Consider the following 24479-nt stretch of genomic DNA (forward strand, 5'->3'; position numbering starts at 1 on the left):
AAAAATCAGGACCAGCGGCGAAAGATCAGCGAAGTGTTGACGCCGCCAAAGGCAAAGTTGTTGTTCATCACGTAGTCGTTGTGCATCTCGCGAAACCCACCTTGCAGGTAATCCAGCTCGCCGCATTGCGGGTCGACGGCATCCAGGTTGAAGGTGTGCACATACTGGTCGCGGTTCATCATTTCGATGCTGAACCACGATTCCAGTGCGCCGCACGCGCCCAAGGAGTGGCCCAGAAAGCTCTTCTGCGAACTGATCGGCATGCGGCTGCCGAACAGGCTGCTGGTGGCCAGCGTCTCGGCGATGTCGCCCTGGTCGGTGGCGGTGCCGTGGCCATTGACGTAGCCGATGGCGGATGGCTCAAGCCCGGCATCTTCCAGGGCCAGCTCCATGGCGCGGCGCATGGTTTTCTGCTCTGGGCGTGTGGTGTGCTGGCCGTCGGCGTTGCTGCCGAAGCCGACCAGTTCGGCGTGGATGTGCGCGCCGCGTGCCAAGGCGTGCTCCAGTTCTTCGAGCACCAGCATGCCGCCGCCTTCGCCGATCACCAGGCCGTCGCGGCCGCTGTCGTAAGGGCGTGGGCTGGTCTGTGGCGCATCGTTTTTCAGGCTGGTGGCGTAGAGCGCGTCGAACACCATGGCTTCGGTGGGGCACAATTCCTCGGCGCCGCCGGCAAGCATCAACGGCAAGCGGCCGAACTTGATCGCCTCGTAGGCGTAACCAATGCCCTGGCTGCCGCTGGTGCAGGCGCTGGAGGTCGGGATCAGCCGCCCGGTGAGGCCAAAGAAGATGCTGATATTCGCCGCCGTGGTGTGCGGCATCATGCGCACATAGGAGTTGGCATTCAGCCCCTCGGCCACCGAGTTCAGCAGCATATTGCCGAACGCCTTGATCTCATCGGTGCTGCCGGTGGATGAGCCACAGGCCACGCCCATGCGCCCGTCCTTGATCGATTCGTCGCCGAGCAACCCGGCATCCCGCAACGCCTGTTCCGCCGCCCACACCGCCAGGCGCGACACGCGGCCCATGCTGCGCAGTTGCTTGCGCGTCCAGTGCGAGGGCACGACAAAGTCGTCGATCGGCCCGGCCAGACGCGTGTTCAATTCGGTAAAACGGTCCCACTCATCCATGCGCCGGATGCCGCTGCGGTTGGCGCGAAAGTTGGCGGCGATGGTGTCCCAATCGCTGCCCAGGGAGGTCATGCCGGCCATGCCGGTGACGACGACGCGCTTCATCAGCACAGGCCTCCATTCACGGCCAGCACTTGGCGCGTGATATAGCCGGCCTCGGCCGACATCAAGAAATTCACTGCCCCGGCGACTTCTTCCGGGGTGCCCATGCGTTGCGCCGGGATCATCTTCATCAGTTCTTCGACCGGCACGTTTTCATCCAGCATCGCCGTGTCGATCAAGCCTGGGGCGACGCAATTGACGGTGATCTTGCGCTTGCCCAGTTCAATAGCCAGCGCCTTGGCCGCGCCGATCAAACCGGCTTTGGAGGCGCTGTAGTTGACCTGGCCACGGTTGCCGATCAAACCGGAAACCGACGTGATACAAACGATACGGCCAGCGGCGCGACGACGAATCATCGGCATCATCACCGGGTGCAGCACGTTGTAGAAACCATCCAGGTTGGTGCGCATCACCACATCCCAATCGTCTTCGGAGAGGGCCGGGAACGCACCGTCGCGTGTCAGGCCGGCGTTGAGCACCACGCCGTAATAGGCGCCATATTGCTCCACGTCGGCCTCAAGGATTTCCTTGCAGCTGAAACGATCCGCCACATCAAATTGCAGCACCCGCGCCTTGCGGCCCAGCGCCTCGATCTCGAGCTTTACCGCGTCCGCTTCAGCGCGGCCACTGCGGCAATGCAGCACGATGTCATGCCCGGCCTGGGCCAGGCGCAGGGCAATGGCGCGGCCGATGCCACGGCTGGAGCCGGTGACCAGTACGGATTCAGTCATGGCGTTGAGTCCTTCGATTCATCTAAATAATTGGCCGCCTGGGGCGGTCGAAATACGTTCAAACGTGCGCTGGCCTGGATACCGTCACCGGTCAGGTGGCATTCGAACACACCCATGCCGTTGTCGTCTTCCAGCGAGCGCAGGCCGTGGATGCGCAGCTCGGCGCCGGCCGGGAAGTGTTCCACGTTGCATTCGAATTTGCGCGTGCCGAGCAGGAAACCCAGTTCCACTGCCTCGCCGTTCTGACGCGCGTGGCAGCCGGCATAGGCGGCGACGCTTTGCGCCATCAGCTCGATGCCGACCCAGGCTGGCAGGCCGCCGTCCGGCCGGTTGAACAGGCCGCCGGGCTTGACGGTGGCGCGGGTGTGAACCTGCTCTTCATCGAACGACAGCACCTGGTCGATCAGGATCATGTCGCCCGCGTGGGGCAGCAGTTCGGCGAGTGGCCAATCGATCATGGGGCCTCCGCGATTATCAGGCTGACGTTATTGCCGCCGAAGGCAAACGAGTTGCTCATCAGGCAGCGTTTTTTCAAGGTGTCGCCGGTCTGTGCCCACTGCAGCGCGGGCAGCGTCGGATCGGCTTGACCGTCCCACACATGCGGCGGCACACGGTCATGCATCAGGCTCAACCAGCAGAACGCCGCTTCCAGCGCGCCTGCGGCACCGAGGGTGTGGCCGCTCATGGGCTTGGTCGACGAACACGCTACGCCTTGAGGAAACAGGCTGGCGACGGCCAGGCTTTCCATGGCGTCGTTGTGTTGGGTGGCAGTGCCATGCAGGTTCAGGTAACCGATGTGTTCCGGTTCAAGTTTGGCGCTGGCCAAGGCCTTGCGCATCGACTGCAACGCACCTTTGCCGCTGGGCTCTGGCGCGGAGATATGGTGCGCATCGCAACTGGCGCCGCTGCCGAGCAAGGCAATCGGCGCAGGTGTTTTGGTCATCAGAAACAGCACTGCCGCTTCGCCGATATTGATGCCGTTGCGGTTCACCGAAAACGGATTGCAGCGTTCGCTGGCGACCGCTTCCAGCGCGGTAAAGCCGTTCAGCGTCAGCTTGCACAGGCTGTCGACACCGCCGCAGATCACCGCATCACACACACCCAGGTCGAGCAGGCGCTGGGCACTCATCAGCGCACGGGCGCTGGAAGTGCAGGCAGTAGAAATCACATAGGCCGGGCCGCTTACCTGTAGCCAGTCAGCGAGAAAATTCGCCGGTGCGCTGAGTTCCTGTTGCTGGTAGTCATAGTCGCCCGGGAACTGCTGCCCACGCAGGTAATGCGCGATGCCGCGACTGGCTTCATCGATGCCCGAGGTGCTGGTGCCCAGCACAATGCCAACCCGCGAGGCGCCGTAGGTGTGGATTGCCTGGCGCAGCTCGGTTTCAATCTGCAAGGCCGCTTCCAGCAGCAACTGGTTATTGCGGCTGCTCTGCGGGCGTAGGTCAGCCGGGATTGCCACCAGCTCGCTGCGCACGCCGCCCACCGGCAGCACGCGCTCTGGCACCCAACCGCTTTCGGCGCGCATGCCGGAACAATCGCCGGCAAACAGGCTGCGGCTGACTTCAGCCTGGCCGCGGCCCAGGGCGCAGATCACGCCCAGGGCATTCAGGTAAGCCGTCATCGCGCCGCCCCCAGTGGGGTGATGCGGTAGCTCAACGGCTGGCCCGCCATGTTCACGCTGAACACCTCGGAGGACTGATAGACGATCTGCCAATGCCCCGGCAGCGTGCGCGTCAGGTCCATCGCCTGGGCACGCGGGTACAGCGTGGGTATGTCATCGGCCGAGGTCAGCGCAAACAACAGCGCCGCAAACAACTCACGCGCCTGCGGATTGGGCGGCAGCAAGCCGTCGGCCTGCCACTGGCCATTGATCAGCTTTTGCCGGGCCTGGGGAATGCCCAGCGGGTCCATCATCGACCAGCGAATGGCTGTGCCTTCGCGCTGGATCACCAGCAGCCAATCCTGGGTTTGGCCGTCGGCGCGGCGCTGCACGTGCAGTTGCATGGGCAAGGCCAGGGCCGGGGTTTTTTCGGGCAGCGGCGGCTGGCTGACGCAGGCGCTCAGCAGCAACAGGCAACCCATCAACAGCATACGAATCATGTTTCGGCGCTCGCTACAGGTTTACGCGCCACGCAGTTGACCAGCGTTTCTTCGCGCTGGCCAACCGGTGGTGGGCTGCGCAGGCCCCAGCGTTCCAGCAGGCCGAAATCGCTGGAGCGGCTCCACCACAAATACGGGTACGAAACGTTCTGTGGGCCGAACTCAAAACCCTGCTCGCGCAGCATCTCCAGGTATTCTTCAGCGCTTTTCTGCACATGCATCGGGTGGCGGAACAGCCAGCGAATCACCCAAGTGTCGATATAGGCTTCGGTGGATTCGGCAAACAGCAGATAGCCGCCCGGCTTGAGTACGCGATAGAACTCTTTCAAGGCGCGATGCTGTTCCACCAGATGGTGAAAGGTCTGGTGGCAGAACAGGATATCCACGCTTGCGTCCGGCACCTGCAGTGTGGCGCAGTCGCTGCCGATCAGCTCGATGGCCAAGCCTTGGCGCTTGGCTTCTGCCTGGCTCAGCTCCAGGCTGTGCGGGTCGGCATCCAGGCCGATCAGGCGCTGTGGCGCGAACACCTGCTGCAAATACTGGAACGACTTGCCCTGGCCGCAACCGGCGTCCAGCAGCACCGGCGCCACCGGCAGCGGGTCGGTGAACAGGCCGCGCAGGTCGTTGATCGCCACGCGCAATACATGGTGCTGCCAAGTGTGGCTGCGCAGGAACCAGAAGCCGAATTTGGTTTCTTCGACGTAGTTTTTACTCAGGTATTGGCTACTCATACCGGCTCACCCGCACAAATTTCAGACAACATCCGCAGCCGCCGCTTGGGCTCGCTGACAAACGGGTTGCGCTCATCCCAGGCGTAACCGGCGAGGATCGAACTGATCATCCGGCGAATCTCCGGCGAGCTGCCTGGGTGAAAGATCACGTCCCGGAAGGTGCCTGCATACCAGCCTTCGACATAGCAACGGAAGGTGTCGACCCCGCGTTTCAGCGGCTCGGCGAACTCGGTTTGCCAGTCGACGGTTTCGCCCTTGAGTTGGCGATGTAACAGCGCTGCGGCCATGCTCGCCGATCGCATGGCGATGGTCACGCCGGAAGAGAACACCGGGTCGAGAAATTCCGCCGCATTGCCCAGCAGCGCAAAGCCCGGGCCGTGCAGGGTTTTGACGTTGGCCGAATAGCCGGCGAGGGTACGCGCGGGCGTATCCCACACGGCGTTTTGCAGCACGCCCGCCAGGCTTGGCGTCTCAGCGATGAAACCGCGCAGGCAGGCGTCGAGGTCGCTGTCGCGGCCGTCGAAATGTTCTTTTGCCGCCACCACGCCTACCGAGCAGCGGCCATGGCTGAACGGGATGGTCCAGAACCAGATATCGCGTTGGGTCGGGTGAGTGGTGACGAGGATTTTGCTGCGATCAAAACCTGGGTGTGTGATGTGATCTTCAACGTGGGTAAACACCGCCTGGCGCACCGGGAAATTCGACGGTGCTTCCAGGTCCAGCAGGCGCGACAGCACGCGGCCGTAGCCGCTGGCATCGAGCACGAACTTGGCCTTGAGGTGATACTCGCTGCCATTCTGGCGACGCACGTGCAGGTAGCGGCTTTCACCGGCGAAATCCACACCGACGATGCTTTCGCCATAGCGAATCTCTACGCCTTGCAGCGCCGCTTGATCAGCCAGCAACTTGTCGAACTCGCCGCGCTGCACCTGGAAGGTGGTGGGCTTGCCGTTGCTGAAGGTGTCACCGAAATCAAACGCACTGTAGCGCTCGCCCCAGGCGAACGCCGCGCCGGTTTTTACCTGGAAACCCGCGGCCTGTACGGCGTCGAGCATGCCGGCTTCTTCGATAAAGTCGATGCAGTGCGACAGCAGGCTTTCGCCAATCGAGAAGCGTGGGAAATGCTCGCGCTCGATAATCAATACATCATGCCCGTGGCGCTTTAACAGCGCGGCGGCGATAGCGCCGGATGGCCCGGCACCAATCACCACCACCTGGCGACGTTCCATTTCAACTGTGGGCACGAGGGCTCCTTGCCACTTTGGCGATTAACACATTCATAAGGCGTGCTTCTGATGCCCGGCCCAAGGCGCCAGCATAAAGCTGAACGCCAGGCCGAGGCTGACCGACAGGCCGAAATTGCTCACGGCGGGTGTACTCGACACCGCCAGCAGGCCAAACGACAACCAGGTCGTCAGTGCTGCCAGCAGCGTACCTAAAAGACTCACGGCCGCGCCGCCGATCTGCTCGCGCATCAAGATCGCATAGTCGACGCTGATGGCGGTGACCAACAGCAGGCCGAACAGGCTGAACAGGGTTAGCGGCTGGCCCAGCCAACCGAGGCTGGCGAGGCTGCACAGTGCCGCGAGCAGTGGCAGGGCGACGATGCGCAGGGCACCGCCAAAACCGAACGGCATAATCAATAACAGCACGATCAGCACACACGACATCAGCTTCAACTCAGCCGCGCTGATCTGCGTGTCGGCAAACACTTGGTTCAAATCACCCAGCCGGTCAACCAGTTGCACGCCGGGTAAATCCAGCGCCTGCACGCGCAACAGCGCCGGGTTGTTCAGGCCTTGCAGGCTGACCATCGCCGCCACGCCGCCGTTTACCGGCCCCAGCCACAAGGTGCGCCAAGGCTCAGCCAATGGGCCAACCAGCGCGGCATCGATGTCTTCGGTGGGCAGCGCTTGCAGTTGCGTGACTTCGGCTTGCAGCGCGCTGGCCGGCACGCCAAGGTCCAGCAGCGGCTGCCAGTGCTGCGCGAGGTTGTTCAGCGCATCACGAAGGTGTTGCTGCTCAGCCGGCAGGCTCACCAGTTGGTTGAGCGCCAGGTAGCCTTGCAGCTTGCCCATGTTCACCAACTGATCCAGGCGTTCGCCCAGGGCGGCCTGGCGTTCCAGCAACTGCTGCTGGTTGTCGGCGCGCACCAGGAAAAACTGGCTGGTGGGCTGGAAACCAGTGATGCGCGCCACGGCCTGCGCTTCTTGCAGCAATTGCGGCGGGGCACCGATCCACTGGCGGATATCATTTTTACTGTTCAAGTGCCACAGGCCGCCCGCGCAAAACAGCAGCAACAGTGCCAGCAGCACCGGGCTTGGCACGCGCTTGAGCAGCGCGGCGCGCAATAGCCACAGGCATTCGGCAATCCGCAGCGGCCACTGTGCCGGGCGCAGCTCCACACCCTTGAGCAGCGCGGGCAGCAGGCACACCGCCGACAGGTAGGCACCGACTAAACCGGCGGCGGAGAACACGGCGATTTGCGTCAGCGCCGGGAACGGCGTCCATGCAAGCGCCAGGTAGCCAATGCAACTGGTCGCCAGGCTCAGGCTCAGCCCTGGCAAGGTCAGGCGCAATGCCGGCCAGCTGCGCCAGGGTTGCAGGCTCCAGCTTTTGGACAGGTAATGCAGCGGGTAATCCACCGCCACGCCGATCAGGCTGGAGCCCAGCACCAGGGTCATCACATGCATATGGCCGAACAGTGCCACACAGGCTACCGCGCCAAACAGCATACCCACCAGCACCGGCACAAACGCCAGCAGCACCCGCCAGCGCCGGAACGCCAGCAACAGCAACAACAGGATGCCCAGCGTGGCGCCACCGCCCACCCAGGTGATTTCCCGCGTGGCCTGTTGCTGCCCGTTGGCGGCGTAAAGCAGGCCGCTGGCAGCGAGCAATTGCGCGCCTTGCTCGCTGGCCTGTTCGCGACTGGCCTGGAGCAGGTCCGCCACTTGCAGCGGCAGTTTCATGTCAAAGGCATTGCCGGTGGTGCGCGCACGCAGCAGCACCCAGCTTTTGCCGTCGGCATCGGCAATCAAGGCGCCGCTGCCGATATCGAGCTGCACCGAACCGTGCTGCGGCTGGCTGTTCTGGATGCGACCGGTAAGGCCCAGCCAGTCGTCCTGGCTCGGCACCAGGCTGAACCCGGTAAACGGGTCGAACAGCGCTTGCACGCGCTGCTGAATGAACGCGTCTGGGTGCTCGATCAGTTGTTCGCGGTCCTTGGCCGAGAGCATCGCCAGCCGACCGCGCAGCAGTTGTTCACGCAGGGCGGGCAAGTCGGCTTGCAGGTTCCATTGCACTTTTTCAAACAGCCCGCTGGCCTGCCAGCGTTCGCCCATTTGCTGCGCCACTGCTACGGCTTTTTGCCGATCGGCATGCCCCACCAACACCAGCATTTCGCGGTTCAGCGGTTCCTGCATACGCTGTTCGGCCTTGAGTTCCAGCGCATCCGGCGTGCTGCCCGGCACCAGTTCCATCAGGTTGGCCGACAATGGCGCGCCATGGCGCCACTGCCAGCCGGCCAGCGCCAATACTGCCACCAGCAGGATCAGGAACAGGCGTGGCAGCCAGCGCTCACTGGGCAAAGTCGTGTTGCTCCGATTCGCTCAACGGTTGGCCGGCAGTGCTGTCCTGCATGCGCAGCACGGTGCTGTCGCCCTGGGTTTCGAGCAGTTCGATTGTTTGCACCAGCTCGCCGCCGTCGATATTGATCTGGGTGAATACCTGCTTGAGCAGCAGCGAACGTGGGACCAGCGTCAGCTTCCACTGTTGGGCTTCGCCTTGCAGCTGCAGCTCGAAATCGCGCTGCAAGCCACTGCTGTCGCCTTGGAGTACGGCAAGGAACAGGCGATTCTGCTCGGCACCGGCGCTCTTGTTCGGCAGCAATTGCCAGCCGTTGGCGTCACGTCGGGCGATGCCTTGGGCGCTGATGCGGTAGTCCTGTTGCAGCGGGGTTTTCAACAGCCACAGCAGGCCGTGGTCTTTGGCGAGTACGAACGTGCCTTTGCTGACCAAGGGCTGGGGCAGGGCGCGCAGGTGTTTTTCCTGGATGAAGCTGCCGTGGATTACGGCGGGTTTGGCCAGTTGGTCGCTTAGCTGCTGCAGGTCGAAGGCGTGAGCACTGAAACTCAGTAGCAACCCGATCAATGTGGGAGCGGGCTTGCCCGCGATGAACCTGAGGGCGCTGCGCAGTATCAGGCGAAGCGCGTTATCGTTGACGATCATCGCGGGCAAGCCCGCTCCCACATTAGATCTCATTTCAGGGCTCTCTCTACGGCGTCGGTGAATACTTTTGGCGAGGCCAGCTGCATCTCGCGGCTGGCGATTTCCACCGCCACTTGCACGGTGCTGGCGCGGGTCAGGCGCTCGCCGCTGGCGAGGTCGGTGATCAGGTAATTCACCTTCAAACGGTTTTCCCATTCCACCAGACTGGCGCGCACGTTGAGGGTCTGGCCGAACACTGCGCCGCGCACATAGCGCAGCTGCATGTCGATCACCGGCCAGGCGTAGCCGGATTCGAGCATCGCCGTGTAGTTGTGGCCGAGCTTGTCCAGCAACGCGCAGCGCGCCACTTCCAGGTATTTCACGTAATGCCCGTGCCACACCACGTTCATGGTGTCGACATCAAAAAACGGCACGAGGATTTGCGTGTCGCAATGCAAAACGCCCTGGCTACGCATGCAGCCTCCAGTGTTGCTCGGCGATACGTTTGAGGCACAGGCGCAGTTCGCCTTCCAATGCGCGGTCTTCGATCACCGGCGGGAAGTCTTTGGCCAGCTCGATATGCATGGCCGCCAAGGCAGGTGGCAGTGGGCGTGCGTCTTCAGCCTGGGCGCGCAACCACACGCCCTGGTTGGCGGCGAGCAAGGTGGCGGCGGCGACCTGTTCGGTCAGCTCCAGCACGCGGATTGCGTCGCGGGCGGCGATGGTGCCCATGCTCACCTTGTCCTGGTTGTGGCATTCGGTGGAACGCGAGAACACGCTGGCCGGCATGGTGTTTTTCAGCGCTTCGGCGGTCCAGGCGCTGGTGCCGATCTGCACGGCCTTGAAGCCGTGGTTGATCATCGCGCGGTCGGCCGGCGCGCCGGACAGGTTGCTCGGCAGGCCGTGGTTGTAACGCACATCCACCAGCAGCGCGAGCTGACGGTCGAGCAGGTCGGCGACGTTAGCCACCAGGGTCTTGAGGCTGTCCATGGCAAAGGCGATATGCCCGCCGTAGAAGTGCCCGCCGTGCAGCACGCGCTCTTCTTCGGCGTCGATAATCGGGTTGTCGTTGGCGCTGTTCAGCTCGATTTCAATGAACGAGCGCAGCCAGTTCAGGCTGTCGGCCAGCACGCCCAGCACATGGGGCGCGCAGCGCAGCGAGTAGCGATCCTGCAAACGATGCAGCGGCGCAGTCGGCGCATCGATCGCCAGGTCCTTGCGCAGCCAGGCGGCCACTTGCATCTGCCCCGGGTGCGGCTTGGCGGCGAACAGGCGCTCGTCGAAGTGTTCCGGGTTGCCTTGCAGCGCTACCACGTTCAATGCGGTGATGCGCGTGGCCAGTTGCAGCAGGTAGTCGGCGCGGGCGAAGGCCAGGCAGGCAAGGCCGGTCATCACGGCGGTGCCGTTCATCAAGGCCAGGGCTTCCTTGGGGCGCAGCACCAGCGGCTCCCAACCGAGTTCGCGGTGTACGTCGGCAGCCTGGCGGCGTTCGCCACGGAACAGCACTTCGCGCTCACCGGACAGGGTCGCCGCCACGTAGGACAGCGGCGTCAGATCACCGCTGGCGCCCACTGAACCTTCTTCCGGAATCAGCGGCAGCACGTCGTGTTCGAGGAACGCATGCAGGCGCTCCAGCAACTCCACACGCACGCCGGACACGCCGTGGCACAGCGACTGCAAGCGTGCGGCGAGTACGGCGCGGGTGGCCTGTGCGTCGAGCAACTTGCCCAGGCCGCAACCGTGGAAGGTGTAGAGGTGACGCGGCAACGCCTCGACGTGCTGCAACGGCACCGCCACCACGCATGAATCGCCGTAGCCGGTAGTCACGCCATAGATCACGCCTTCCTTGTCCAGCAGCGAGTCGAGGAACTGCGCGCCCTTGGCGATGCGCTGGCGATAAGCGGCGTCATCCTGCAATTGCGTGGGCGCCTGACGGTTGGCCAGGGCCAGCACGTCTTCGATTGGCAGGTGGCGTTCGCCAAAAATTACCGGCTCAAGATGCGGGGTCATCGGTCTTCCAGAAAGGGTAAAAGTTGAACCATTGTTGGGGCGCCTCCAGGCAAAAATCGCCCAGGCGTGCGGCGTAGCGGGCGGTCCACTGGGCGATGACGTGCTCGCGGGTGCTGCGCTTCCATTCGATCAAGGCGGCGAACGGCTCGATGGTCAGGCGATAGCGGCCATTGTGCTTGAGGCACATCAGCAGGTTGACCGGGCATTTAAGCAGGCCGGCCAGCAGCCACGGGCCTTGGGGGAACGCGGCGGCATGCCCGAGAAAGTCCACGCGCACCTTGCGCCCGCCGTGCAGGGGCACGCGGTCACCGGCAATCGCCAGCCACTCGCCCTCGTCCAGGCGCTGGCTGAGCAGCAGCATGGTCGCCGGGTCCAGCTCGCTGACCTGGATCAGGCGCAAGTGCGTGGCCCCGGCCTCGCCCAGCAGGCGGTTGAATTGTTCGGCGTGCTTGGTGTGCACCAACACGTTCATGGTGACTTGTTCGCCAATCTCTGCGAGTGCGCGGCACACCTCCAGGTTGCCCAAGTGCGCGCCCACCAGCATCTGGCCGCGCTTGCCGCGTAACTGCCCGCGCAATTGCGCCGGGTCGTTGATTTCGATCTGTTCGATGCGCAGCTTGCCGTTCCACACGTCGAGCTTGTCGAGCAAGGAGTCGGCGAAGGCCATGAACTGCGCGAACACGCTTTTATGGCTGGGCCGCAACGCATCGCGCCCGCTCCAGTCGGCCAGGCGCTGCTGGTATTGCCAGGCACTTTGGCGCGCCGTGCGCCCGAACAGGAAAAAGTACAACACAATGCCGTACAGCACCGGGCTCAGCAGGCGGCGGCCCAGTACTTTGGCCGCGAACGCGGTGAGCTTCATCAGCCAGAAGCTGCCGCGCTCTTCGCGGTCGGCCCAGTGTTTGGTGCTGTCGCTCATGCCTGCCACCGTCGCCACACAATCATCGGCGCGCGTACCAGCATGCCGAAGAACAGCCGGGTGTGCATGGCGCTGATGCGCACGTTGTCGCGGAACAGGCGGAAGTGTGACACGCCATCGGTAGGGTAATGCACTTGGGTCGGCAGCCAGCGCATCGGCTGGTTGCGCCAGGCCAGGCGTACCAGGATGTCGGAGTCGAAATCCATGCGCGTGCCGATGTACGCCGAATCCATCAAGGCCAGCGTCGGCGCCAGCGGGTACACGCGAAAACCGCACATCGAGTCGCGAATTTGCAGCGACAGGGTGTTGATCCACACCCACACGTGGGTCAGGTAGCGCGCGTAAAGGCGACCTTTGGGCACGCTGTCGTCGTATTCGGGGTAGCCGCAGATCACCGCATTTGGGTGCGTGCGCGAGGCGTCGAGGAAGCTGTCGACTTCGCGCAGGTCGTGCTGGCCGTCGGCGTCTACCTGCAGCGCGTGGGTGTAGCCCAGGCGCGCGGCTTCGCGAAAACCGGCCATGACCGCGCCGCCTTTGCCTTGGTTGTTTGGCAGGGTCAGCAAGGTGACGTGATCGAGCGTTGCCAGTTGCGCCAATACCGCCGCGCACGCCGGGCTGCTGCCGTCATCGACCAGCAGGCACGGCAGGCCGCTGTTCAACAGGCTGTGAACCACGGCGGGTACGGCGGTTTCGTGGTTGTAGACCGGGATGAGGGCGCAGGGGTTATGCATGCTGAACATTCCCAGGATTACTGCGACCCTTGTGGCGAGGGAGCTTGCTCCCGTTGGGCTGCGAAGCAGCCCCAGTCCAGTCGGCCGAGAGCATCCTGGCGCATTGCGGCGCCTGAGTTGGGAGCGCTTCGCACTCCAGCGGGAGCAAGCTCCCTCGCCACAAAAGCCTATTCACTTGGGGCCTCCAGCACGATCCGGCCGCTGGAGCAGGCCGCATCGCCGTTGCGGTACGCGAAGTACAGCTTGCCGCGCTCCGGATCGAAGCGCAGGTGCAGTTCAACCTGATCACCAGGGCGCACCAGTTGCTGGAACTTGAGCACTTCCATCCCGGCAAAGGTCGCGGGTAAATCGAGCAGTTGCTGGCCGAGGTTGAAGGCCCATTCCACCTGCACCACGCCGGGCAGCACCGGCGTGACCGGGAAATGGCCGCTGAAGTAGGCCAGGTCCGGCGGGATGCTCAGTTGCACAGTCCATTCGCCGTTGGCTTCGACCTGTTCCAGCACTTCGGGTGCTTTTGGGCGTGGTGCCAGCAGCAATGCCTCTGCGTCAGCCTGGGGCAGTTTGCCTTGGCTGTTCAGCGGCAGCTGGCGCAGCAAACGCCAGCGACGTGGCAGGGCCAGGGCTTCGCAATGTTGGCTTAAATGCTCGCGCAGGGTTTGGGTGACGCTGCGTCGCCCCTGATTGCGCAGCGCATGCAGGCCCTCGGCGCTCAGCACCACCAGCGCGCCAAGTGAAGCGCGGTTTTCCTGCACCACGCCCAGACGGGTTTCAGCGACCCAGGCGTGGGTCAGCAGTGCCTGTTCGAGCATGGGCAGGGAGATGCGCTTTTCTTCCAGTTTGACGATGCGGTCCAGGCGCCCGAGCAGCTCGAAGCGGCCATCGGAATGAATGCGCGCCGCGTCGGCGGTTTGTTCGATATGCCCGGCCGGCAGGTACGGCGAGGCAATGCGCAGGGCGCCGTCGGCATCCTGGCTCAGTTCCACATCGGCAAATGGCTGCCACGGATGTGCGCCCTGGCGCCAGGCGATACCGCCGGTTTCCGAGCTGCCGAGGATTTCCGTCGGCCATTGCTGCAAGCGGTCGTACAGGCTGCCGGCGGCTTCCACTGGCAGCGCGCCGCCGGAGGAGAACACTCGCGACACTTTACTCAGTGCGGGCCAGTCGAGGTTGTCGCCCATGCGCTTGAGCAGTGCGGGGCTGGCGACCCAGGCAAATTGCGCATGTTCGCGGCTGGCGCGCTGCATGTCTTCAGGGAAGGCCAGTTGCTTGCGCACAAAGGTGCGACCGGCGCACAGCGGCCACAACACCCGGAACAGCAAACCATAGATATGTTGGGTGGCCACGCTGCCGATGATGCAGGCGTCTTTGAGGCCTGCGCCCCACAGCGCTTCCAGCGCCGCCACTTCGTTGGCCAGTTGGCGCAGGGTCTTGTCGATGCGCTTGGGTTCGCCGCTGGAGCCGGAGGTGCACAGGCTCAATTGGCAGGCGTCGAGGTCGAGCGCGGCAGGGCTCAATGGCGCCTGATACAACGCGTCAAGGTCGGCTGCCTCTACCAGCCAGGCGTCCACGCTGTCGTCCCAGCGTTGGCGGGTCTGGGGCTGCAAGTCGGCAGGCAGCAGCACACTGACCCCGGCACGCCAGGCGCCCAGCAGGGCAACGGCCAGCACGCCGGCGTCTTCCAGGTGCACCGCCAAGCGCTGGATGCCGCGCGCCTGCAGGCCCGCCGCGAGGCTCAGGGCCTGCTCGCAGAGTTGGACGTGATTCATCGCAGGTTCGGTGGTGACCGAACGTTGTTCCAGCGCCTCAAGCAGCAAGTGCTCAAGTTTCAACCCATTCATACGCGGCCTCGAACCCTTTGTCGTACCAGCCATTCCACGGCAAACAGCAGCCCCATCAGCCCGTAGGCGATGAGGCCGTTGTACAACGTCCACCAGCTCAGTGGCGCCCACAGCGTGAGGGCGGCGGCGAGCAAGCCATTACACAGAAAAAACACACTCCACACCACGGTGACCTGGCGCGTGTACACAATTGCTTTGGGCGGCAGCTGCGGGTCGGTCATGCGTGCAAGACGCTCGACCATCGGCGGCCCGTATTTGAGGCTCATGCCGAACAGCGCCAGCATGAACGCGCTGACCAGGCTCGGGTACCAGCGCAGCAACTGCGGGTTGTCGAACCAGGCCAACAGCAGGCAGAACACGATCACCGCCACGGCCATCCAGCGGCTGCCGGGGCGCCGTGCGCCGGTCAGCGCACGCAACAGCCACAGGCTGCCCAGCAGCAAACCGAATTGCCACGGCGCGAAGTGCTCGGTGCCGTAATACACCGCAAAAGGGTACAGCAGCCCCGCCAGCAACAGGCCAAGGCCGATCAGCCGGCTCATGCGGCAGGCTGGACCAGACGGTACACCGCCTCAACCACGTCGTTGACAGTGCGCACCGCCTTGAACTCTTCGGCGGCGATCTTCTTGCCGGTCTGGCGCTTGATATGGTCGATCAGGTCCACGGCATCGATGCTGTCGATTTCCAGGTCCTGATACAGGTTGGCGTCGAGGGTGACGCGCTCAGGCGGCAGTTCAAACAGTTCCACCAAGGCATCGCGCAGGGTGTTGAAAATATCGTCACGAGTTTGCATGGTCCGGTCTCAAGCTGCCTTTTTAGCCGTGACGAATGCCGCAAGGCTGGCCACGTTGGTGAAGTGATTGCGCGTGTCTTTGGCGTCGGCATCGATCTTGATGCCGTACTTTTTCTGGATCGCCAGGCCCAACTCCAGGGCGTCCACCGAATCCAGGCCCAGGCCTTCGCCGAACAGGGTCTGGTCGCTGCCAATGTCGTCGGGGCTGATGTCTTCCAGGCCCAGGGCCTCGATGATCAGCGCCTTTATGTCGTGCTCAAGGCTGTGTTGGTTGCTCATCTTCGGCGAGCTCCTTAATGAAATAGTGATGCAGGTAATCGTTGAGCTTGCGTGAAGCCTGGGGCGCTGGCCCCAGTGTGGCAAACGCCTGTGGGTCTATATCGGCACCTACGCGCAAACTGAAGTGAAAACGGCGTTTGGGAATGCGATACCAGGGTTCGGCCTTGGTCAGGGTGGTGGGGCTGACCTTGATCACCACCGGGGTGATGATTGTCGCACCGCGCAGCGCAATGGCCGCGCCGCCGCGATGAAAGGCCGGTGCTACGCCGGGCGTGGTGCGCGTGCCCTCGGGAAAGATGATCAGCGTCTGGCCATCGCGCAGCGCATCGGCCGCGGCATCGAGCATATCGGCGCTGCCGTCATTGCTGATGTAACCGGCGTCGCGCACCGGCCCACGGGTGAACGGGTTCTGGAACAGGCTCTGCTTGACCACGCAGTTGGTCTGGCGCATCAGGCCGATCAAAAACACCACGTCGATCAGCGACGGGTGGTTGGCGATGATCATCTGGCCGGGGCGCCCGAGGTTTTCTGCGCCTTCAACGCTGTAGGTCAGCACACCGGCGCGTTGCATCATGCGGATAAACAGCCAGAACAGCTTGCTGATGGTGTGGCGGGCGCGGCGCTGGTGTTTAGCGGCACTGCCTGGCAGGCAACTGAGCAGCGGGAACACCAGCAAACGCAGGCACAGCCCGCCGACACCGAAGCAGAAGAAGCTCGCGGCGGTGGCGAACAGGCGCCAGTAATAGGCGTCCCGTGGCTTGTCGGTCAGGGCTTGCGTTGCCAGTTCCATACACGGTTCTTCCAGGCATGTTGGCAGGTGGCCTGCTCGGTAAGCAGGGTGCGCAGCAGGTTCAGGGCGTGGGGCCACTGGGTTTGAGTGAGTTGGACAGCGCCGCTGTTTAGTTCCAGTTGCCACTCGTCGCCCGGGGTCAGCAGCAGGCCGAGGGCATAAGGGAAGGGCACGTCACGGATCCAGTCGGCGTAAGCCGCAGGCGGTTGTTCTTCGGTGATCACCAGCAACACCGCCGGGGCGCCTTCGTTGAGCAGCGCGGCGGCTTCGAGCATGCCGTGTTCCAGGCCATCGCCGGCGGCGGCGAGGGCGGTCATTTCGCAGGTCTCATTGCGCAGGATCGACCACAGGCCAATCACCGCGTTATGCACCGACAGGCTGAACTGGGTGGGCGACAGCGGCTCGTCGTTGGCCAGGTCGCTGAGTATATCGAGGGTGCGCGGGGTTTCGCCGTGCCGGGAAACAAATACCAGCGGCAGGTCTTGCCGGCCCTCGGCCAACGGCCAGCCCACGCTGAACGCCATGCGCGCCAGCCGGCTCAGGCGGCGGCGCTGCATGGCGGGCAGGAACGACACATCGGGTGACGCATCGCTGGCCGGCACTAACACCGGAGCCTGGCACCAGGCGCGCCAGTCCTGCGCAGTCTCAAGGCCCGGAGCCCAGGCGCGCCATTGGTCGATATTGAAAGTGATCACTGAGAAGTTATCCCGCCCCTGCGGGCTTCCATGTGCAGCCGTTGGCCCCGAATACCGGGACAGGGAACAATGGCCGAATGGCGCGCATTATCCCGGTGCCGTGGGGTTCTAGCAAACTTTGGTAAAGATTTGTTCACGGATGAATACAATTTGCCGGAAAAGATTTACAGATTGTCCTTTACCCGTGCGGTGTGTGGATTGTAGGACTCCTCCTTTTGTTCGACAGGTGATGCGCCAGTGCATGGATGAACGAGGTAGCTAACAGGCGCTTTTGCCCTCTACACTCGGACATTCATTGATACACGGAGGTTTTTTCCATGCGGCGTGTGGTGTTCAATCAAAAAGGCGGCGTTGGCAAGTCCAGCATTGCCTGCAACCTGGCGGCGGTGAGCGCCAGTGAAGGCTATCGGACCCTGTTGGTGGACCTCGATGCACAAGCGAACTCAACTCAGTACCTCACAGGGCTGACCGGCGACGATATCCCGATGGGCATCGCCGACTTCTTCAAGCAAACCCTGTCTTCCGGGCCGTTTTCGAAGAAAAATCAGGTGGATATCTACGAAACGCCATTCGACAACCTGCACGTGATCACCGCGACCGCCGAGCTTGCAGACCTGCAGCCCAAGCTTGAGGCCAAGCACAAGATCAACAAGCTGCGAAAGCTGCTGGATGAGTTGAGCGAAGATTACGACCGGATTTACCTGGATACGCCGCCGGCACTGAATTTTTATGCGGTTTCGGCGTTGATTGCCGCTGATCGCGTGCTGATCCCGTTTGATTGCGACAGCTTCTCGCGTCAGGCGCTGTATGGCCTGTTGCGTGAAATCGAAGAGTTGAAGGAAGACCACAACGAAGGCCTCGAAGTGGAAGGCATCGTGGTCAACCAGTTCCAGGCCCGTGCGAGCCTGCCGCAGCAGATGCTGGATGAGTTGATTGCCGAAGGTTTGCCGGTACTGCCGGTGTACCTGGCCAGCTCGGTGCGCATGCGCGAGTCGCACCAGGAGAGCAAGCCGCTGATCCACCTGGACCCACGGCACAAGCTGACGTTGCAGTTTGTGGAGCTGCATAACTTGCTGGAAAATGCCTGATCCCTATAGCAACACAAATCCCCTGTGAACTCATGTGGGAGCTGGCTTGCCTGCGATGCAGACAACTCGGTCTATCAGTTAGACCGAGGTGATGCCATCGCAGGCAAGCCAGCTCCCACATTTGTTTTTGTGTTTCAGCAGGGGGATTTGGATTGTTCCTACTGAGGCTGTAGGAAGGGTCTGGCAAATGGGGTTGTGGGTTGTATCGTTGCCTACAGCTAAGCCAGAATCGCCCGGCTTGTGCGTCTGGATGGGCGTCTCTAAGGTTGGCCGGTCGCTGAATGTTCAGTGATCGGGTTTAGTAGCCCGTGGTGAGACGTACAGCAAATCATTGATCAGGACTGCCCTGTATTTGATGGCGGCTGTACGGAGGGCGCTTTCGAGCGCGCCGGTGAGTCTCCCCGGTCTACTAACCTGCGTACAGCTGCCACCCTCCGTTTAGTAGCGGCTGGTTGCGGCTCCTGCTCGGAGACGTTCCATGGTTAACCTTTATACAGTTGCACCCAGCCTCCCTACCGAAACCCTCGTACTCAACAGCTACGAAACCTTCTCTTCCGTCCGTACGCTGTTACTCAAGCTCTCCAACGACCTCACCGGCGAGCACCGCGACGTGGCCCTGGCCATCCATCAATTAAGCGAGCTCGGCGTAATGCTGGTCGGCCAGATGATGGACCACGAAACCCCCGTAGCCCGAGCTTAAAACGCGGTCAATGTGGGAGCTGGCTTGCCTGCGATGCAGGCAACTCGGTCTATCAGTCAGACCGAGGTGAGGCCATCGCAGGCAAGCCAGCTCCCACAGTTGACCCCGTTGCTTGAGGGGCTGGTTTACACCCCTTGGCTACGCAACCAACTCATTAACTGCGGCAACGGAAACGCGCCACTCTGGCGCGCCACTTCGCGGCCGTTCTTGAACAGAATCAAACTCGGAATCGAGCGAATCCCCAACTGCGCCGACAGCTGCTGATTAGCCTCACTATCCAGCTTGGCCAACCGACATTTACCCTCCAACTGCCCACCCGCCTGCTCAAACACCGGCGCAAACGATTTGCACGGCCCACACCACTCGGCCCACACATCCACCAACAACGGCAGGTCACCCTTGATCTGGCTGGCGTAGTCGCCTTGTTTCAGCTCGAAAGGCTTGTTCAACAAAACAGGCTGCTTGCAGCGCCCGCATTTAGGCGCATCACCCAAGCGTTCGCCGGGGATGCGGTTGAGGCCGTTGCAATGCGGGCAGGGGATTACAAGAGGTTCGGACATGGTGGGCTCCTAGGACGTGGCCAATGGGTTCAATCTGGAGCCGGCAACGAGGTTTATCAAGACCAGGCGAAAAGGATGAAACACTGATCGTTCCCACGCTCCGCGTGGTAATGCATCCCGTGACGCTCCGCGTCACCCGTGCGCAGATGCACTGCAAAAGGCGGGACGCGGAGCGTCCCAGGCGGCATTCCCACGCAGAGCGTGGGAACGATCATCTTACGACGAGCAACTAATCTCCAAATGCTTGCCCCAATCCGGCGGCCGCTGCGCGTATTGCTCCATCCCGGCCTGTTCCTCAAACGGCTTGCTCAGCACCTCATGCAGCCGCCGCACTTCGCTGTAGTCACCTGACTCGGCAGCCGCGATGGCGTTCTGTGCCAGATAGTTGCGCAGAATGTACAGCGGGTTCACCGCGTGCATGCGTTCGCGGCGGCGTTCTTGGCTGTCATCGCCATCCCGTGCGACGCGTGCCTTGTACTGCTCGGCCCAGGCATCAAACCCGGCCAGGTCGACAAAGTCATCGCGCAAGCGCGCCACGGCCAGTGCCGCAGACTCATCACCCAGACGGCGGAAGAACAGCGTGTAGTCCACGCCGCTGTTCTGCATCAGTTTCAGCAAGCGTTCCACCAGTGGCTGGTCAGCGTCTTCAGCCGTGGTGAGCCCCAAGCGTCGACGCATCAGGTCCAGGTAGTGCGCCTGATACAGCGGCAGATACAGCCCAAGGGCTTCTTTTAAGGCATCCACACTGATAAACGGCGTCAGCGCCTGGGCCAGCGCGCTCAGGTTCCACTGCCCGATCGGCACTTGGTTGCTGAAGGAGTAGCGCCCTTCATGGTCCGAATGGTTGCAGATGAAGTGCGCGTCAAAATCATCCAGAAACGCAAACGGCCCGAAGTCGAAGGTGATGCCGAGGATCGACATATTGTCGGTGTTCATCACGCCGTGGCAGAAGCCATAGGCCTGCCATTTTGCGATCATTTCGGCATTGCGCTCGACGATTTCGCGGAACATTGCCAGGTACGGTTCGGGCTGTTCGCGGCACTCGGGGTAGTGCAGATTCAACACGTGCTCGGCCAATTCGGCCTGCTGCTCGGGCTTCTTGGTGTAGTAGAAGTATTCGAAATGCCCGAAGCGGATATGGCTGTGAGCCAAGCGCAATACCATGGCGCCGCGCTCTTGTTTCTCGCGCCATACCGGCGTGTCGGAGCCAATCACGCAGAGGGCGCGGCTGCTGGGAATACCCAAGGCATGCAGGGCTTCGGAAGCGAGAAACTCACGAATCGAAGAGCGCAGCACCGCACGCCCATCGCCCATGCGCGAATACGGCGTCATCCCGGCGCCCTTGAGGTGCAAGTCCCAATGCTCGCCGGCCTGGTTGTACACCTCACCCAGCAACAACCCGCGGCCGTCGCCCAGTTGCGGGGTATAGCCGCCGAACTGGTGCCCGGAATAGACCATTGCCCGCGGTTCTGCTTCGGCCCACAGTTTGTGCCCGCCAAACAGCTCGGCAAATACCGGCGTTTCGGCCACGGTCGGGTCGAGGTCGAGCAAGGCCATGGCGGCGTCGCTCGCCACCACAAGGCGCGGCGCGTCGAGGGGCTCAGGCAGTACGTGGGTTGAAAACGCGTCGCCCAGGCGTGCGAAGCGGTTGTCGAAGGTCAGTTCGTCGAGGGCTTTCACCGGCCATCTCCAGCAGAATGTCCGAGCATTCTGCTGGGGATAGGGCGTTTAGTCGAGTTTGCTCGGCGGCGGTTCTTGCACGCCGCCGTCGTTGGCGGGTTTGGTCGGTGCGTCGACTTCCACCAGCTTGTATTCCTGGCCGTGAAGGTTCTTGAGGTAGACCTCCATCTGGCGGAACGAGATGTTGATGTGGTGGTTCTTGAACTCGCGGTTGATAAAGCGGTTCACCTCGTCGATCACCGGGTTGCGGTCACCCAGGTCGCGCACGTGCATGCGCAGTTCGTGGTCGAGGGTGCTTTCGCCGAAGTTGAGGAAGTACACATGGGGTTCGGGTTCTTTCAGCACGCGCGGGTTTTCACGCGCGGCCTTGAGCAGCAATTCCTTCACCAGGTCCAGATCAGAGCCGTAGTCAACACCGAGTTTCAGGGTGACGCGGGTGATGGTGTCGGTCAGTGACCAGTTGATCAGTTGCCCGGTGATAAACGTCTTGTTCGGGACAATGATGTCCTTGCGGTCGAAGTCGGTAATCGTGGTGGCGCGGATGCGGATCTTGCTCACCGTGCCCGACAGGTTGCCGATGGTGATGGTGTCGCCGATGCGCACCGGGCGTTCGAACAGGATCATGATGCCGGAGATAAAGTTGGCGAAGATCTCCTGCATACCAAAGCCCAACCCCACCGACAGCGCCGCCACCAGCCATTGCAACTTGTCCCAGCTCACGCCGAGGGTGGACAAGGTGGAGACGAAACCGACGCCGGCGATCACATAGGACAGCAAGGTGGTCGTGGCATAAGCGCTGCCTTGGGCCAGGTCCAGCTTGGACAGCACCAGTACTTCGAGCAGGCCGGGCAGGTTGCGCGCCAGGGCGAAGGTGATGCCGACGATGATCGAGGCGCCGAGCAAGTCGCCGATGCTGATCGGCACCATGCTGATATTGGCACCAGTGCCGCTGGTGTATTCGTAGAGGGTCACGTTGTCCAGGTAGGAGAACACAGTGATCAGGTCTTTCCACACCCAGTACAGCGCGGCGATAAAGCCGCCGAGCAAGGCCAGGCGGATCAGGCGCATGGACTGTTCGTTGACCTGCTCGATGTCCAGGGTCGGTTCTTCGATCACCGCTTCGCCGTCGCCGGCTTCCTTGGCGGCCTGGCGTTTGGCCAGGGCGCGGGCATAGGCCAGGCGTCGTGCAGCAACGCCGAGGCCACGGACAAAGGTGGCCTCGATGACCAGCCAGAACATCAGCAGGTACAGCGTGTTGATCAGCCGGTCGCTGAGTTTGAGCGCGGTGTAATAGTAGCCAAAGCACACGGCGATAAACAGCGCGACGGGCAGGGCGGTAAACACCAGGCCCACGGCCTTACGGAACAATGAGGCTTTTTCGTGGGTCGGGCTGTGCAGCAGCAGGCGACTCAGCAGCCAGGCCATCAGCGCGTAGCAGGTCAGCACCACAGCGATACCCAGCACGTCGTCGGCCAGCGCGGCCGGCTGGTGTTCGGCGATGGCCACTACCGCTACCAGCGCCAGCACCACCAGCCCGAGCTTGCGGATCCAGCCCTGGAGGAACTCGACCTGGGGCTTTTCCCAGCGGAAATGCAGTTCGGCCACGCCACCCGGCGCGAGAATCCGGTAGGCGGTGTAGAACACCAGCCACGCTTGGGCGATCAGCAGCAAGGCCGCGCCCAAGTTGGCGTTTTGCCCACGGGCGTCTATTTGCAGCGCGTAGCCGCACAATGCCAGCGCCAGGGCCACCGGCAGCGCCAGCAGGATATTCACCAGGATGGCCACCGGCGTGTGCCATTGGCTGTCGCGCTTGAAGTGGCCAATATCGAGGTGGATCTTTTTCAGGCGCGCGTACAAGGCTTTACGCCGCCACAGCAGTGCGCCAATCAACAGCAGCAACGGCAAGAACAGCAGCGGGCGCTGGGTCAGGCCGTCATACAGTTCGCTGACGCTCGAAGCCCACGGCAGGGTGGTGACTTGCTTGGTCAGGTGGTCCGGCACGGTTTCCAGCCACTCGGTGTCCAGCGGCTTGTTGCTGGGGATCCAGAACATTTGCTCGTCGAGGGTCGCGCGCAGGTTGGTGGCGGTGCTGAGCAGTTGTTTCTGGTTCAGTTGCAGGGTGATGGATTCGTTCAGCAGCGCGCTCAGCTCACGGCTCAGGCGTTCGAGCAGGTCGCTGCGAGTGATCGCCAGTTCCAGCAAAGTGCGGCGCAATTGTGGCGTCACGTCATCCGGCGACTGGTTGGCCAGCAGGCTATCCACATAGGTGCTGGGCGTACTGATCAGTTCGCGTTGCTGGTTGACCTCGAACTGGTACAGGCGAATGTTGGCGATGTCGTCCGCCAGGTTGCGGTCGACGGTAAGACGCGGCAGCGCCTGTTTTTGTTTGTAGAGGATTTTGGAGAGCAGCAGGCTGCCCTTGAGCACATTGATCTGCTCGTCCAGGGCCGAGTCGCTTTGGGTGACGGTGTCCAGTTGCTGCTTGGTCTGCAGATTTTTCTGGGTCAGGTCATTGAGACGGTCAGTGCTTTTGAGCAGGTAGTCGGAGAGCTTGAGGTTGGCCGCGCTTTCGGTCGCGAGCAGGCTGCTGCCGCCGGCCTTTTGCGCTTCGATGGACTGCTGGGTCACGGTCTGCTGGGACTGGGCCAGGCGTTTCTGGTTGATCAGGGTTTGCAGGTCCTGGATCTCTTGTTCCAGGCGCGCGGTCTTTTCCACCACCAGGTCATGCTGGCTGTTGCCCAGGTCTTGCAGTTGGCTGTTGCCGGCCAGTTCCTGGCGGCGCAGCGGGATCAGGGCATTAAGGGCCGCAAGTTCGGCATTCAATTGGTTGCGCTGGTCGCCGCTGAGGGTTTTGCCGTTGTCTTTACCAGCCTTGAGGATCGAATTGATCTGCTGGATGCGCGTCTGGCTGCTGCTGATTTCGGTCTGGGCGCGCTCTGGACGGGTCTGGGCGGCGATGGTCAGGCTGTTGGCGTCGGCCAACTCTTTTTGCAGGTCGCCTTGCTGGGTGCTGCGCTGCACGAGCAATTGCTCAAGTTGCGGCACGGGCAGCGAGGCATAGCGTTGGGCCACGGGGACAATTTTAGTCGCCTTGAGCCGCACCAATTCACGCTGGTTGTCGGTGGTCTGGCGCGGGGCGTCTGCCAGCTGGCGCTTGAGGTCGGCCAGGCGCTGCTCGTAATCCTGCTTGTTGCCCAGGTACGTCAACGTCTGTTGCAGGATGCTCTGCAACGCCTTCATGTCGGCGTCGGGCAGCTTGCGGTCGGGCAGCTTGTCCAGGCTTTGCTGGATGGCGTCGGTGCTGGGCGGGTCGGCGGCGTAGACGTTGCCCACGCAGAGGGTCAGGCCCAGCAGGGCAGTGGCTAAAAAGGTGCGCAGTAGGGTCATGGATACCGG

24 protein-coding genes are annotated in these 24479 nt (G+C 62.5%); 2 read left to right on the forward strand and 22 right to left on the reverse strand.

Translation table 11 applies throughout. The features are described from left to right. Positions 1-5 precede the first annotated feature (5 nt). The 19 genes from HX790_RS14760 to HX790_RS14850 all read right to left on the reverse strand — a co-directional run bounded on the left by HX790_RS14760 (position 6) and on the right by HX790_RS14850 (position 17055). Positions 6-1232, reverse strand: a complete 1227-nt coding sequence (locus HX790_RS14760; RefSeq protein ID WP_176991730.1) for a beta-ketoacyl-ACP synthase — start codon at positions 1230-1232, stop codon at positions 6-8. Further along, on the reverse strand, positions 1232-1960 hold the full coding sequence (gene fabG / locus HX790_RS14765; protein WP_099548055.1) for a 3-oxoacyl-ACP reductase FabG: 729 nt from the start codon (positions 1958-1960) through the stop codon (positions 1232-1234). Before fabG ends, HX790_RS14760 begins: the two co-directional genes overlap by 1 nt. After that, positions 1957-2418, reverse strand: coding sequence for a hotdog family protein (locus HX790_RS14770; RefSeq protein WP_138452436.1), 462 nt, complete (start codon positions 2416-2418; stop codon positions 1957-1959). Before HX790_RS14770 ends, fabG begins: the two co-directional genes overlap by 4 nt. Continuing rightward, entirely contained in the window at positions 2415-3581 is a 1167-nt protein-coding gene (locus HX790_RS14775) for a beta-ketoacyl-[acyl-carrier-protein] synthase family protein (RefSeq protein ID WP_176991731.1), read from the reverse strand. The genes HX790_RS14770 and HX790_RS14775 overlap by 4 nt, the downstream gene beginning before the upstream one ends. Then, a complete protein-coding gene (locus HX790_RS14780) occupies positions 3578-4060 on the reverse strand; it encodes a hypothetical protein (protein ID WP_138452433.1) in 483 nt (160 codons plus the stop codon). Before HX790_RS14780 ends, HX790_RS14775 begins: the two co-directional genes overlap by 4 nt. After that, complete coding sequence (locus tag HX790_RS14785) at positions 4057-4791, reverse strand: class I SAM-dependent methyltransferase (protein ID WP_138452431.1); 735 nt, start codon at positions 4789-4791, stop codon at positions 4057-4059. Before HX790_RS14785 ends, HX790_RS14780 begins: the two co-directional genes overlap by 4 nt. Further along, entirely contained in the window at positions 4788-6035 is a 1248-nt protein-coding gene (locus HX790_RS14790) for a tryptophan 7-halogenase (RefSeq protein ID WP_176991732.1), read from the reverse strand. The genes HX790_RS14785 and HX790_RS14790 overlap by 4 nt, the downstream gene beginning before the upstream one ends. A gap of 33 nt (positions 6036-6068) precedes the next feature. Continuing rightward, positions 6069-8381 (reverse strand): MMPL family transporter, encoded by a 2313-nt coding sequence (locus tag HX790_RS14795; RefSeq protein ID WP_176991733.1) that lies wholly within the window; start codon positions 8379-8381, stop codon positions 6069-6071. Continuing rightward, a complete protein-coding gene (locus HX790_RS14800; protein ID WP_017138549.1) occupies positions 8371-9021 on the reverse strand; it encodes an outer membrane lipoprotein carrier protein LolA in 651 nt (216 codons plus the stop codon). The genes HX790_RS14795 and HX790_RS14800 overlap by 11 nt, the downstream gene beginning before the upstream one ends. Before the next feature lie 29 nt (positions 9022-9050). Further along, positions 9051-9476, reverse strand: coding sequence for a thioesterase family protein (locus HX790_RS14805; RefSeq protein ID WP_017138548.1), 426 nt, complete (start codon positions 9474-9476; stop codon positions 9051-9053). Then, positions 9469-11010, reverse strand: a complete 1542-nt coding sequence (gene hutH, locus HX790_RS14810) for a histidine ammonia-lyase (protein ID WP_099548062.1) — start codon at positions 11008-11010, stop codon at positions 9469-9471. Before hutH ends, HX790_RS14805 begins: the two co-directional genes overlap by 8 nt. Then, a complete protein-coding gene (locus tag HX790_RS14815; RefSeq protein WP_176991734.1) occupies positions 10994-11929 on the reverse strand; it encodes a glycosyl transferase in 936 nt (311 codons plus the stop codon). The genes hutH and HX790_RS14815 overlap by 17 nt, the downstream gene beginning before the upstream one ends. After that, positions 11926-12660: a glycosyltransferase family 2 protein gene (locus HX790_RS14820; protein ID WP_176991735.1), complete on the reverse strand. Its 735-nt coding sequence runs from the start codon at positions 12658-12660 to the stop codon at positions 11926-11928. Before HX790_RS14820 ends, HX790_RS14815 begins: the two co-directional genes overlap by 4 nt. A gap of 167 nt (positions 12661-12827) precedes the next feature. Further along, entirely contained in the window at positions 12828-14498 is a 1671-nt protein-coding gene (locus HX790_RS14825; protein ID WP_176991736.1) for an acyl-CoA synthetase family protein, read from the reverse strand. After that, on the reverse strand, positions 14495-15040 hold the full coding sequence (locus HX790_RS14830) for a membrane protein (protein ID WP_017138543.1): 546 nt from the start codon (positions 15038-15040) through the stop codon (positions 14495-14497). Before HX790_RS14830 ends, HX790_RS14825 begins: the two co-directional genes overlap by 4 nt. After that, the gene (locus tag HX790_RS14835; protein WP_003187949.1) at positions 15037-15291 is read right to left on the reverse strand and encodes an acyl carrier protein; all 255 of its coding nucleotides are present in this window, start codon (positions 15289-15291) and stop codon (positions 15037-15039) included. Before HX790_RS14835 ends, HX790_RS14830 begins: the two co-directional genes overlap by 4 nt. Positions 15292-15300: 9 nt before the next feature. Beyond that, positions 15301-15570 (reverse strand): phosphopantetheine-binding protein, encoded by a 270-nt coding sequence (locus HX790_RS14840; protein ID WP_017138542.1) that lies wholly within the window; start codon positions 15568-15570, stop codon positions 15301-15303. Continuing rightward, positions 15548-16360, reverse strand: a complete 813-nt coding sequence (locus tag HX790_RS14845) for a 1-acyl-sn-glycerol-3-phosphate acyltransferase (protein ID WP_017138541.1) — start codon at positions 16358-16360, stop codon at positions 15548-15550. Before HX790_RS14845 ends, HX790_RS14840 begins: the two co-directional genes overlap by 23 nt. Beyond that, positions 16336-17055 carry a beta-ketoacyl synthase chain length factor gene (locus HX790_RS14850; RefSeq protein ID WP_017138540.1) on the reverse strand — a complete coding sequence of 240 codons (720 nt, stop codon included), beginning with the start codon at positions 17053-17055 and terminating at the stop codon, positions 16336-16338. The genes HX790_RS14845 and HX790_RS14850 overlap by 25 nt, the downstream gene beginning before the upstream one ends. A gap of 317 nt (positions 17056-17372) precedes the next feature. Here HX790_RS14850 and HX790_RS14855 point away from each other — a divergent pair, with 317 nt between their 5' ends. Together HX790_RS14855 and HX790_RS14860 are read left to right on the forward strand one after the other, a co-directional pair. Beyond that, positions 17373-18143 (forward strand): ParA family protein, encoded by a 771-nt coding sequence (locus HX790_RS14855; RefSeq protein ID WP_017138539.1) that lies wholly within the window; start codon positions 17373-17375, stop codon positions 18141-18143. 478 nt (positions 18144-18621) lie between these two features. Continuing rightward, on the forward strand, positions 18622-18843 hold the full coding sequence (locus HX790_RS14860) for a DUF6124 family protein (RefSeq protein WP_169986573.1): 222 nt from the start codon (positions 18622-18624) through the stop codon (positions 18841-18843). A gap of 125 nt (positions 18844-18968) precedes the next feature. Here the strand turns inward: HX790_RS14860 and trxC are convergent, their stop codons facing one another. From trxC to mscK, 3 genes are all read right to left on the reverse strand, one after another. Beyond that, positions 18969-19403 carry a thioredoxin TrxC gene (gene trxC, locus HX790_RS14865; RefSeq protein ID WP_176991737.1) on the reverse strand — a complete coding sequence of 145 codons (435 nt, stop codon included), beginning with the start codon at positions 19401-19403 and terminating at the stop codon, positions 18969-18971. 216 nt (positions 19404-19619) lie between these two features. Continuing rightward, on the reverse strand, positions 19620-21083 hold the full coding sequence (gene selO / locus HX790_RS14870) for a protein adenylyltransferase SelO (RefSeq protein ID WP_138450763.1): 1464 nt from the start codon (positions 21081-21083) through the stop codon (positions 19620-19622). Positions 21084-21131: 48 nt separating this feature from the next. Continuing rightward, a complete protein-coding gene (gene mscK, locus HX790_RS14875) occupies positions 21132-24470 on the reverse strand; it encodes a mechanosensitive channel MscK (protein ID WP_017138535.1) in 3339 nt (1112 codons plus the stop codon). Positions 24471-24479 lie beyond the last annotated feature (9 nt).

It is taken from the genome of Pseudomonas sp. IPO3747, from assembly GCF_013385245.1.
Lineage (GTDB): Bacteria > Pseudomonadota > Gammaproteobacteria > Pseudomonadales > Pseudomonadaceae > Aquipseudomonas > Aquipseudomonas edaphica.

What these genes read in the sequence shown, in the direction of transcription:
- HX790_RS14760 (WP_176991730.1), bottom strand. Translation starts at nt 1,232, where the DNA reads ATGAAGCGCGTCGTCGTCACCGGCATGGCCGGCATGACCTCCCTGGGC.
- fabG (WP_099548055.1), bottom strand. Translation starts at nt 1,960, where the DNA reads ATGACTGAATCCGTACTGGTCACCGGCTCCAGCCGTGGCATCGGCCGC.
- HX790_RS14770 (WP_138452436.1), bottom strand. Translation starts at nt 2,418, where the DNA reads ATGATCGATTGGCCACTCGCCGAACTGCTGCCCCACGCGGGCGACATG.
- HX790_RS14775 (WP_176991731.1), bottom strand. Translation starts at nt 3,581, where the DNA reads ATGACGGCTTACCTGAATGCCCTGGGCGTGATCTGCGCCCTGGGCCGC.
- HX790_RS14780 (WP_138452433.1), bottom strand. Translation starts at nt 4,060, where the DNA reads ATGATTCGTATGCTGTTGATGGGTTGCCTGTTGCTGCTGAGCGCCTGC.
- HX790_RS14785 (WP_138452431.1), bottom strand. Translation starts at nt 4,791, where the DNA reads ATGAGTAGCCAATACCTGAGTAAAAACTACGTCGAAGAAACCAAATTC.
- HX790_RS14800 (WP_017138549.1), bottom strand. Translation starts at nt 9,021, where the DNA reads ATGATCGTCAACGATAACGCGCTTCGCCTGATACTGCGCAGCGCCCTC.
- HX790_RS14805 (WP_017138548.1), bottom strand. Translation starts at nt 9,476, where the DNA reads ATGCGTAGCCAGGGCGTTTTGCATTGCGACACGCAAATCCTCGTGCCG.
- hutH (WP_099548062.1), bottom strand. Translation starts at nt 11,010, where the DNA reads ATGACCCCGCATCTTGAGCCGGTAATTTTTGGCGAACGCCACCTGCCA.
- HX790_RS14815 (WP_176991734.1), bottom strand. Translation starts at nt 11,929, where the DNA reads ATGAGCGACAGCACCAAACACTGGGCCGACCGCGAAGAGCGCGGCAGC.
- HX790_RS14820 (WP_176991735.1), bottom strand. Translation starts at nt 12,660, where the DNA reads ATGCATAACCCCTGCGCCCTCATCCCGGTCTACAACCACGAAACCGCC.
- HX790_RS14825 (WP_176991736.1), bottom strand. Translation starts at nt 14,498, where the DNA reads ATGAATGGGTTGAAACTTGAGCACTTGCTGCTTGAGGCGCTGGAACAA.
- HX790_RS14830 (WP_017138543.1), bottom strand. Translation starts at nt 15,040, where the DNA reads ATGAGCCGGCTGATCGGCCTTGGCCTGTTGCTGGCGGGGCTGCTGTAC.
- HX790_RS14835 (WP_003187949.1), bottom strand. Translation starts at nt 15,291, where the DNA reads ATGCAAACTCGTGACGATATTTTCAACACCCTGCGCGATGCCTTGGTG.
- HX790_RS14840 (WP_017138542.1), bottom strand. Translation starts at nt 15,570, where the DNA reads ATGAGCAACCAACACAGCCTTGAGCACGACATAAAGGCGCTGATCATC.
- HX790_RS14845 (WP_017138541.1), bottom strand. Translation starts at nt 16,360, where the DNA reads ATGGAACTGGCAACGCAAGCCCTGACCGACAAGCCACGGGACGCCTAT.
- HX790_RS14855 (WP_017138539.1), top strand. Translation starts at nt 17,373, where the DNA reads ATGCGGCGTGTGGTGTTCAATCAAAAAGGCGGCGTTGGCAAGTCCAGC.
- HX790_RS14860 (WP_169986573.1), top strand. Translation starts at nt 18,622, where the DNA reads ATGGTTAACCTTTATACAGTTGCACCCAGCCTCCCTACCGAAACCCTC.
- trxC (WP_176991737.1), bottom strand. Translation starts at nt 19,403, where the DNA reads ATGTCCGAACCTCTTGTAATCCCCTGCCCGCATTGCAACGGCCTCAAC.
- mscK (WP_017138535.1), bottom strand. Translation starts at nt 24,470, where the DNA reads ATGACCCTACTGCGCACCTTTTTAGCCACTGCCCTGCTGGGCCTGACC.